The following is a 3,420-nucleotide window of genomic DNA, read 5'->3' on the forward strand; positions in this document are numbered from 1 at the left end:
TCGCAAAGCGCCCAATCCCCCAAGACCCTATTGTCCACCCCGCACCGGCCACACGGAGAGGGCGTTGCTCTTGTAGCTGCTGTTCACGATGCCGCCGTAGAGGTCCACGTACCAGGCGAGGGAACCACTGGCCGCGTAAGAGGAACCCGACCAGTAGCTGCCGCCCTGCACACCAGAGAACGGATGACCAGAAGGCAAGGCAGGGTTGGTTTGACTCTCATCGAGTAGGCTTGCCATCTCGGAAATGTTCGGTAGTCTCCAATCCCCCACCTTGGAACCGTCCGTCAAACCACAACTCCCGCTCGCCAGGGTGTTGGCCGAGGTGAGGGCATTGGCCCAGGTTTGCTGATTGAAACAGTTGGCGTTTTTTAACCAGATCAAACCAGTCAGGTTGTCCGTCACGGCGCCATTACCCATGTCAGTGAAACGGGAGGATGGTTGCCAAGAGACACCATTCTTCAGGGCCCATTCACCATCCTGACCCGTACCGGCACAAGAGATCGTGGCGCCATTGGGATCGTAGCAAAGAGTTTGTCCGGTCTTGGGGAGGGGCGCAGGCACACCCGCAGCCCAAAGATGACCGGAATAAGAAATCAACACCATCACACCCAACAGAAACCCGACTCCCTTACCATATCGACGCATCACGACCGACATGTTGTAACTCCTCTCATCAGTTTTGTAGCCTCTGTGATTCACCTATGGAACCACAGAAAAGGAAGGACGGTTTGGTTGGCGTCCCACACCATCCATTTTTGCACTCCACCGAGCAATCATGACACGATCCATGACAGGGGAAACTCCACGACCATTCTCAGCAACCCACGCCACTGGACGATGCTGATTCCATAACGTCTTTTTAGCCTCTGTCAAAGAACGAAACGACATGACGTGACCATGTGGCTCATATCCCCTTACGAATTTCGTATCACGGTGGCGCATCACCACATTCCAACGACTTCCCCTTTGCATCACCAGCAAGTGATCCGGCAGACTCGCCGCAAACCAGCGACGTTGTTGCCCAATTCCCCTGGAATATCTCGGCGCCTGGTACTTGGAGAGTGCCGTTTCACCGTTCCATACAAGATACTCCCCCAACCAATGGAAACGTTCCCAAATCCGTTTCCATTCACCATATCCAGATGCGTGTTGAAAGTGCGCATGGTAAGAAATCAGCCATTGACGAACCTTTTCCAACAAAGGCCATGGCCACGGGTAGATCGAGCGACCATCCAACATGTTCATTCCCCGTCGTCGTAACTCTCGTTCTACCCAATCCATTTTTTCACGCAACGACACCACCACCCGTCGCCGTACCAGCATATAGGCAGGTCGTACAATATATCCGAGAAAATCAATACCATCCGTTACGGGACGCAATCGACTGCGCTCGTTCAATTCCAAACGAAGCCGATCCGCGAGAAAACCCTCAATCTCCCCCTTCCAATGCTCCAGTTTATCTCGACTTGGTGATAATAAAACAAAGTCATCACAATAACGAACATAAAACTGTGCTTTCAGCTCATGCTTGACAAACTGGTCCAATTTATCCAAATAGACATTGGCAAAGAACTGACTGGTCAAGTTTCCGATGGGAAAACCACAGCCAGGCCGTGCATGAAACAGCGTCTTATGGGCAGGAAGTGCAAGAAATTCTTCCAGCTCAGCCCCACGTAGCCGACACCCTGCCACAGGATCGTAAAAAACCATCGTGTGCGTCAACCAGAACAAATCCAGATTTTTGATATGTGCAGCCAAAAATTCAAACAATATTTTGCGGTCGATGGCCATGAAGAATCCACGGATATCTAACTGAAGATACCAGGATGGAGAGGTGCCATTGCCAGTGACTTGTCTGGTGAATTGACGCAACCTGTTCACTCCGGTGTGAGTTCCATGACCCTTCCTGCATGCGTGGGAGTCATGGATAAAGCGTGCCTCCCATGTCGATTCCAAACGGTCTACAAGCACGTGATGAACCACCCGATCTCGAAATGGTGCGGCAAACACCTCACGTCGTTTAGGCTTCTCCACCAGAAAAGCCTGAGAAGAACCCGGTGCATAGCGGTGTGATATGAGATCTTCCCGCAACGTCAACAAATTCTCTTCAAGATTTTGCTCAAATTTCATGGTGTCAATAGCGCCTCGTTTCCCTTTTCGGCATGTACGATAGGCGTAATAGATGTTTTCCATTGAAAATAATGTATGAAAGGGAGACGGGACCATCATTCTCCACCCCGCACCGGCCACACGTGGTTGGTGTTGCTCTTGTTGTTGTTGTTCACGTTGCCGTCGTTGAGGTTCACGTTCCAGGCGTTGGAACCACTGGTTGCGTAAGAGGAACTCGACCAGTAGTTGTTGCTCTGTACACCAGAGAACGAAAATCCGTTCACTTCTCTCACCGCTACTCCACCCAGTGAGAACACCGTTCGACGATCCCACCTATGGCAGGTACGACGAACTGAACGATATGCCCGATTTTGTACACCAGGCGGAACGGACGCACAATGATAAGACGGACACACCCAAAAGAGTTGTTCAGTTCTCTTGGTTCTGGTCATGTCCCGTCTCCCTTTCTTTTGGCGTTCGACGTACACGCCGAACGCTATCTGACTTTGATCCAGACTTTTCCCCACCCTTGGACAAACGCAACCACCCCTCATTTTGTTTCGCTATGTCAACAATGCGTTCGGCCACATATAAACAACTCCTGGTGCTTGAAAACCCACCCGATTCGTGACACAACCTCGCTGTCACTTTGAGATGCTCCAAATCCCCGCGCAACTTCATCAGCAAATCACCACGCTGGCTTAATTCCACGGCGTTGTTGGCTTCAACGATCCGTTCCAATACTCCACGACTGCGGTCACGCAACACATTTCCAAGGGAATACTTGTGATAGCGACTAAAACCGCGAACGATTTTTTCCATATGCACCGCCAAATCAAATGCTGCCTTGTAGATCGGCAGATGCTCGTAGCGTGCCATGGATCGGATACCCATATCCATCACTTTTCCATACCTACGCCTGACCACTGGTTGGCAAAACACTTGGCAACCCTGCGATGCTGATCGTTTCCACAATGAACCTCTCTTTTGGTTCGCCTCTCTGCATGGCAATGGCAACGGAATGCCCATTTCGCACCAGCTTCCCTACATAGGCATCCAACCCTGATACGGGGAATCCCCCTACCACAACTGGCGCATCGACCTCCCCAGCCATTTTCAACTTCAACCCAGCTGCTTCGGCCAAGACCCGCGCATCATCACCCATCACCTGCATGAAACTTCCAACCTGCATCAAAAGGATGGAACTCCCACCTTCCACCTTCAGTATGCGGTAACGCTCAACAAGCTTGCTCGAAAACACCACGATGAACCTCCCAACCCCGCGCCGCCTGCGCGGCGGCAGAGGGGGGA

At 51.6% G+C, this 3,420-nt stretch carries 5 protein-coding genes; all 5 read right to left on the reverse strand.

All coding sequences use genetic code 11. From position 1 onward, the window contains the following. Positions 1-27: 27 nt before the first annotated feature. A complete protein-coding gene (locus HQL63_12875; protein MBF0177719.1) occupies positions 28-657 on the reverse strand; it encodes a DUF1566 domain-containing protein in 630 nt (209 codons plus the stop codon). Between the two features lie 42 nt (positions 658-699). Then, positions 700-2,130: a group II intron reverse transcriptase domain-containing protein gene (locus tag HQL63_12880; protein MBF0177720.1), complete on the reverse strand. Its 1,431-nt coding sequence runs from the start codon at positions 2,128-2,130 to the stop codon at positions 700-702. A 95-nt stretch (positions 2,131-2,225) separates the two neighbouring features. Next, positions 2,226-2,402, reverse strand: a complete 177-nt coding sequence (locus HQL63_12885) for a DUF1566 domain-containing protein (GenBank protein MBF0177721.1) — start codon at positions 2,400-2,402, stop codon at positions 2,226-2,228. Positions 2,403-2,538: 136 nt separating this feature from the next. Further along, positions 2,539-2,988, reverse strand: coding sequence for a four helix bundle protein (locus HQL63_12890; GenBank protein ID MBF0177722.1), 450 nt, complete (start codon positions 2,986-2,988; stop codon positions 2,539-2,541). Between the two features lie 34 nt (positions 2,989-3,022). After that, positions 3,023-3,373, reverse strand: a complete 351-nt coding sequence (locus HQL63_12895; GenBank protein ID MBF0177723.1) for a hypothetical protein — start codon at positions 3,371-3,373, stop codon at positions 3,023-3,025. Positions 3,374-3,420 lie beyond the last annotated feature (47 nt).

The sequence above is a fragment of the Magnetococcales bacterium genome (genome assembly GCA_015231175.1).
In the GTDB taxonomy this organism is placed as follows: domain Bacteria; phylum Pseudomonadota; class Magnetococcia; order Magnetococcales; family DC0425bin3; genus HA3dbin3.